At 67.6% G+C, this 5,641-nt stretch carries 5 protein-coding genes; 2 read left to right on the forward strand and 3 right to left on the reverse strand.

Annotated elements, in window-relative coordinates; all coding sequences use genetic code 11:
• Nucleotides 1-397 precede the first annotated feature (397 nt).
• Nucleotides 398-1,297 (forward strand): cytochrome b/b6 domain-containing protein, encoded by a 900-nt coding sequence (locus ACTIL2_RS04715; protein ID WP_442336303.1) that lies wholly within the window; start codon nt 398-400, stop codon nt 1,295-1,297.
• Between the two features lie 105 nt (nt 1,298-1,402).
• Here ACTIL2_RS04715 and ACTIL2_RS04720 read toward each other — a convergent pair whose 3' ends face one another.
• From ACTIL2_RS04720 to ACTIL2_RS04730, 3 genes are all read right to left on the reverse strand, one after another.
• Complete coding sequence (locus ACTIL2_RS04720; RefSeq protein WP_442336304.1) at nt 1,403-2,008, reverse strand: Ltp family lipoprotein; 606 nt, start codon at nt 2,006-2,008, stop codon at nt 1,403-1,405.
• A gap of 156 nt (nt 2,009-2,164) precedes the next feature.
• Nucleotides 2,165-3,574, reverse strand: coding sequence for a GntP family permease (locus ACTIL2_RS04725; protein WP_442336305.1), 1,410 nt, complete (start codon nt 3,572-3,574; stop codon nt 2,165-2,167).
• Complete coding sequence (locus ACTIL2_RS04730; protein ID WP_442336306.1) at nt 3,571-4,128, reverse strand: gluconokinase; 558 nt, start codon at nt 4,126-4,128, stop codon at nt 3,571-3,573. Before ACTIL2_RS04730 ends, ACTIL2_RS04725 begins: the two co-directional genes overlap by 4 nt.
• Nucleotides 4,129-4,374: 246 nt before the next feature.
• Here ACTIL2_RS04730 and ACTIL2_RS04735 point away from each other — a divergent pair, with 246 nt between their 5' ends.
• Nucleotides 4,375-5,625: a lipase family protein gene (locus ACTIL2_RS04735; RefSeq protein WP_442336307.1), complete on the forward strand. Its 1,251-nt coding sequence runs from the start codon at nt 4,375-4,377 to the stop codon at nt 5,623-5,625.
• Nucleotides 5,626-5,641: the final 16 nt, after the last annotated feature.

Consider the following 5,641-nt stretch of genomic DNA (forward strand, 5'->3'; position numbering starts at 1 on the left):
GTCGGCTCCTGGTGCCCCGGGTGCTCCCTCAGCACCTTCGGCCCCGGGTGCTCCCGGCGCTCCCGGTGCACCCGCAGCCAGCGGCGCGCCTGCAGCTCCGGGTGCCCCGTCGGCTCCTGGCGCCCCTGGCGCCCCCGGCGCTCCTTCAGCCCCCTCGGCTCCTGGTGCCCCCGCGGCTGGTGGCGCTCCTGCAGCGCCGGGTGCTCCTGGTGCAGCGCCCGCGGTCCCCGGTGCGCCTGCGGCGGGCGGCGCTCCGTCCGCCCCCGGTGCGCCCGGAGTCCCCGGTGCGCCTGCAGCTGCGGGTGCGGCAGCGGCGGCCGCCGGCGGTGCAGCTGCGGCCACCGCCACCAAGTCGAAGGCCTCCCAGGACAAGCCGAAGAAGAAGCGCGAGCCGATCATGATCGGCGAGAAGTCCCTCGCTGAGTGGGGAAAGCTCGGCGGTATCGGGCTCGGCATCGTCATTGTCGTCGCTGCGGTCGTCGTCCTCGGCGCCCGGTGGATTGCCGGTCTCGATGCGGTCGAGAGCTGGATTGACGACTACCCCGGTGAGTACCACCTCCCCGAGTTCGTCGACGATGGCTTCCCGGCCTGGGCCCGGTGGACCCACTTCCTGAACTTCTTCTTCCTGTTCCTGATTATTCAATCGGGCCTCAGGGTGCGTCGACAGCAGAAGCCCCCGGCTGTGTGGCAGCCGAAGAAGGGCGGCAAGAAGATCAGCATCCACCTGTGGCTGCACACCTCGCTGGACCTGCTGTGGATCCTCAACGGTGTCATCTTCATCGTCCTGCTGTTCGTCAGTGGGCACTGGGCCCGCATCGTGCCCACCAGCTGGGAGGTGTTCCCGAACGCGGCATCCGCCATGCTGCAGTACGCGACCCTGGACTGGCCGGCCGAGAATGGCTGGGTGAACTACAACAGCATCCAGCAGCTCATGTATTTCGTCGTGGTCTTCATCGCCGCACCGTTGGCGATCATCTCCGGCCTGCGCCAGAGCGAGTGGTGGCCGAAGGAGGCCAAGACCCTGAACAAGATCTACCCGGCACCGGTCGCCCGTGCGATCCACTACCCGACGATGCTGTTCTTTGTCCTGTTCGTGGTCATCCACGTCTTCCTCGTCTTTGCGACGGGAATGAAGAAGAACCTGGACCACATGTTCGCCGGTACCCCGATTGGCGGGTGGGGAGGCTTCATCTGGTTCGTTGCGGCGATCCTCGTGTCCATAGCGGCACTGTTCGCGGCCCGGCCATTGGTGATCGCGCCCGTTGCCAAGGTCTTCGGCCAGGTCAGCGCGAGGTAGCGGGGGAGATCTCCCTGCGCCCCTCGGGGCCGAAGTCAGAGCAACCCCACGGGGTGGAATCAGTTGTCCACCCCGTGGGGTTGCTCTTGTCTCGGGCAGGCGCGCCTACAGGTTCCCGATGGCGAAGTCCGCCTCCTCCGCAGTGAACTGCCCGCCGTACTCCGACGTCAACTGATCGTGGATCGCCGCAGGGGACATGTTCATGGTGTCCTGGTAGGTCCGTGCGGACTCCAGGGCGTTGTTGTTCCAGTCCGCGTCAATGTTGTCGATGGCGTACTGCGCCGCTTCGGCGGTGAACTGCCCGCCGTACTCCGAGGTCAGCTGATCGTAGATGCCCGCCTTCGACATGTGCATCATCTCCGAGTACGTCTCTGCGGACGAAAGGGCGGAGCGGAACTCACGCGGGACCTCGTCACTGCTGGGCGCCGGCGGTTCTACGGCGTCCTGCTCGGGAACGTCCTGCCCATCAGCGACGGTGTCGTCTGCGGTATCCCCGGCCTCGTCCTGCTCCAGCTGGGCAGGGGTGGATGCCGCGGGCAACGTGGCCTCTGAGGCACTCGTGTCATCGTCCTCCCCGCCGCCCATGTTGACGGCGACGATGATGACCAGGACGATCACCAGGATGATGAACCAGGCCTTCTTGTAGAAGGGCTTCTTCGTGGTCTCCGGCTGCTGGATGGGCTGGCCGGCTTGGGTGTTCTGGGTGCTCATGTGATGGCGTCTCTCTCGTGGAATGTCGTGAACGAGAAGAATCATCACACGGGCCATGGACACGGCTCGGCCGCGTTCGAACCATTCGTTCGAATGCCCCGCCCCGTATGCCCGGGGAAGCTATCCGCCGGGTGGGGGAGTGGTGTCAGACCACGGTCATATCACCAGGTGGACCAGCATGACCACGCCCAACGCCACGACGGACAGCACGGTCTCCATCAACGACCACGTTTTGAGCGTCTGCGGCACGGTCATGCCGAAGTACTCCTTGACCAGCCAGAAGCCTGCGTCGTTGACGTGGGAGAAGAACACCGAGCCCGCGCCGATCGCCAGTACCAGCAGGGCGACCTCCGTCGAGCCCATGCCTGCGGCCACGGGGGCCATGATGCCCGCCGCGGTCACCGTCGCCACCGTCGCCGAACCGGTGGCCAGGCGGATGAACACCGCCACCAGCCAACCGGCGACCAGCGGGGACACCGGGGCGTCCTGCACCCACTGACCGACAACGTCGGCCACGCCGGTGTCCACCAGCGTCTGCTTGAAACCACCGCCGGCACCGACGATCAGGATCACTCCGGCGATCGGGCCGAATGCGCCGCTTACCTGGTCAGACACCTCCTGTCGGCTGCGTCCCACCCCGAAGCCGAGGAAGAACATGGCCAACAGGACGGTGGCCAGCAGGGCGACAATCGGTTCCCCCAGGAACTCGAAGGTCTTGTAGACGACCGAGTCCTCCGAGACCTGCAGTGATTCGACGATGGTGCGTGAGAGCATCATCACCACCGGCAGTAGGACCACGGTCAGTCCACGGGACACCGAGGGGCGCGAGTCGGGATCGCCCGCCGTCATCTCCGTGACGTCCTGACCGGCGATCGTGGCTGGGGCGGAGATCGGGACCCAGCGGGCCATGAGCTTCGCCGACAGGGGACCGGCGATTGCCACGACCGGGAGCGAGACCAGCAGGCCGAGAGCCAGGGTCACACCCAGGTTCGCGCCCAGCGCGTCCACCGCGATCAGCGGACCGGGGTGCGGCGGGACCAGGGCGTGCAGTGCCGACAGGCCGGCCAGCGCGGGGATGCCGAGCATCATCACGGGCAGTTGGGAACGCCGTGCGGCGAGCATCACCACGGGGATGAGGAGGACGATTCCGACCTCGAAGAACAGCGGGATCCCCAGCAGCATCGCCAGTCCGGCGATGACCCACGGACGCCACTTCGGTGCGGTGCGGTCCAGGAAGGCGTCCACGATGCTGTCGGCGGCGCCGGACTTCACCAGGAACTGCCCGATCACCGCACCCAGTGCGATCAGCACGCCGACGTCGCCGACCGTACCGCCGAAGCCGTCGGTGAAGCTCCCGAATGCTTCGACCAGGGGGGTTCCGGCGACCAGGGCGAGCACCGCCGAGCCGATCATCAGGGACAGGAACGGGTTGAGCTTCGCCCAGACGATCAGGCCGATGATCAGCGCGATGCCGATCAGCGCGGCGATGACGAGCTGGCCGTCACCGGCGGTGCTGGTGGCCTCCCCGGCGTCGGCGGCCAGCAGCGTCAGGCCCGCGGCGTTCACAGCGGCGCGCCTTCCGTTGCGCCGTCAGTGCCGGCTGTTCCGGTGCCCAGGCCCGCGAGTTCGGGCAGCCGGAGGATCTCGTCCACGATCGACTCCGGGGACGCGGTCGCGTCGAGGACCGCGCCCTTCTCGTCCGCGTCCAGGGCCTCGAGTGTCTCGAGCTGGGAGCGCAGCAGTGATGTCGGCATGAAGTGCCCCTTCCGGGCCTCCATCCGTGCGGCGAGGACGTCCTCGGGGGCGTCGAGTTCGACGAAGAATTCGTCGCCCTCTGCATCGCGGAGGATGTCCCGGTAGGTCTTCTTCAGGGCCGAGCAGGTGACGATGGTGGACCGTCCCTCCCGTGCCTGGGAGGTCATCCAGTCCCGGAGTTCGTGGAGCCAGGGCCACCGGTCATCGTCGTTGAGCGGCTGGCCGGAGGCCATCTTGGCCTTGTTGGCCTCGGGGTGGAAGGCGTCCGCCTCGGCGTAGGGGACGCCGGTGCGGTCGTCGAGCAACTCGGCGACCGTGGTCTTCCCGCTGGCGCTGACGCCCATGATGATCAGATGAATGGACATGCTCAAACCTTACGCGGCATACCGCGCCAGGCATATACCCCCGGGTGTGACTGAATATGTGGGAACGTGTTAGTTATTCCGTTTGTGTCCGAATGTTCCCGGATCGGGCTAGATTCAACCGGGAACGCACTCCCCGACATAAGGCCCTCCATGTTCCACCGTCGTCCGCGCTCCTCACGGTCCGCCTCCTTCATCGCTGTACTGACCGCCACTGCTACCGCAGCAGCCCTGGTCACAGCCCCTGCAATGGCCCAGACTCTGCCGTGGGGAGGGAGCGCACCGCGGGTAGGGGCGTCGGACGCCGATCCGTTCTATGACACGGCGGGCCTCGCGCCGGGTGCGCCGGGTGACGTGCTCCGGACGAAGGATGCGGCCTACAACCCGACTCCACGGGGCGTCGACGGGCGACAGCTCGCCGTGCCGAACACGGCGACGAAGATCATGTACTCCACCACGGACATGCACGGGAAAGCCGTCCCTGTCAGCGGATACGTCGTGGAACCGACGGTGCCGTGGGACGGACCGGGGGAGCGTCCCACCGTGGTCATCGGACGCGGCACCGTGGGCCAGGGCGACCAGTGCGCTCCGTCGCGCAACTGGCCGCTGGACAACCAGCCCGACCCCTTGGACTCCGGGCGGACAGTGGCCCTGGAAGGCCTCTACGACTGGGTCTTCGCCACCCAGGGCGTCCGCGTCGTCGTGACCGACTATGTGGGAATGGGGACGCCGGGAGTCCACACCTACATGAACCGTGACGACCAGGCCCACGCGATGATCGACGCTGCCCGTGCGGCCCGCACCGTGGTGGAGGGACGGGGCGGCGGCTTCGGCGACGTCGCCTTCTACGGCCATTCGCAGGGCGGCGGGGCCTCGGCCGCGGCGGTGGAGGCCGTGGCGTCCTACGGTCCGGAGCTGGACGTCGCAGGGGCCTACGCCTCCGCCCCGCCGGCCGACCTCGGGGCGGTGCAGCGCAACATCGACGGCTCCGACCTGGTCGGGGCGATCGGCTTCACCATCAACGGCCTGGTCGAACGCTACCCGGAGCTCGAGGAGGCCATGGACACGCACCTGTCCGCGGAGGGCAAGGCCACGATGGAGAACCTGTCGGGAATGTGCACCGACGAGATCACCGAGGACTACGGCTACCAGACGACGGACATGTGGACCGCCGACGGCCGCACACTGGACCAGCTGCTCGGTGACATCCCCGTCGGGGAGAAGGCGATGAACGACCAGCGCATCGGGCTGGGCACCCCGGCCGCGCCGACCATGGTCATCTCCGGGCGCCATGACCTGAACGTGGAGTACCAGCAGGCCCGTGACTTGGCCTCCACCTGGTGCGGCGCAGGAGGGCAGGTGGTCTACCGCGACGACGTCCTGCCCGAGGTCGACGAGTACAACCACTTCCTGCAGGCGGTCACCGGCGGCGCGTTCGGCGCCCCGTTCCTGCTCGACCGGTTCCGCGGCCGCCCGGTGACCGGAGGGTGCAACGCCTGACCGGTCACTCCTGCTC

The sequence above is a fragment of the Corynebacterium sp. genome (genome assembly GCF_052107835.1).
Taxonomy (GTDB): Bacteria; Actinomycetota; Actinomycetes; order Mycobacteriales; family Mycobacteriaceae; genus Corynebacterium.

Bases quoted from the DNA above. Each gene is read 5' to 3' on its own strand.
- ACTIL2_RS04715 (WP_442336303.1), top strand. From the start codon at position 398: ATGATCGGCGAGAAGTCCCTCGCTGAGTGGGGAAAGCTCGGCGGTATC.
- ACTIL2_RS04720 (WP_442336304.1), bottom strand. From the start codon at position 2,008: ATGAGCACCCAGAACACCCAAGCCGGCCAGCCCATCCAGCAGCCGGAG.
- ACTIL2_RS04730 (WP_442336306.1), bottom strand. From the start codon at position 4,128: ATGTCCATTCATCTGATCATCATGGGCGTCAGCGCCAGCGGGAAGACC.
- ACTIL2_RS04735 (WP_442336307.1), top strand. From the start codon at position 4,375: ATGGCCCAGACTCTGCCGTGGGGAGGGAGCGCACCGCGGGTAGGGGCG.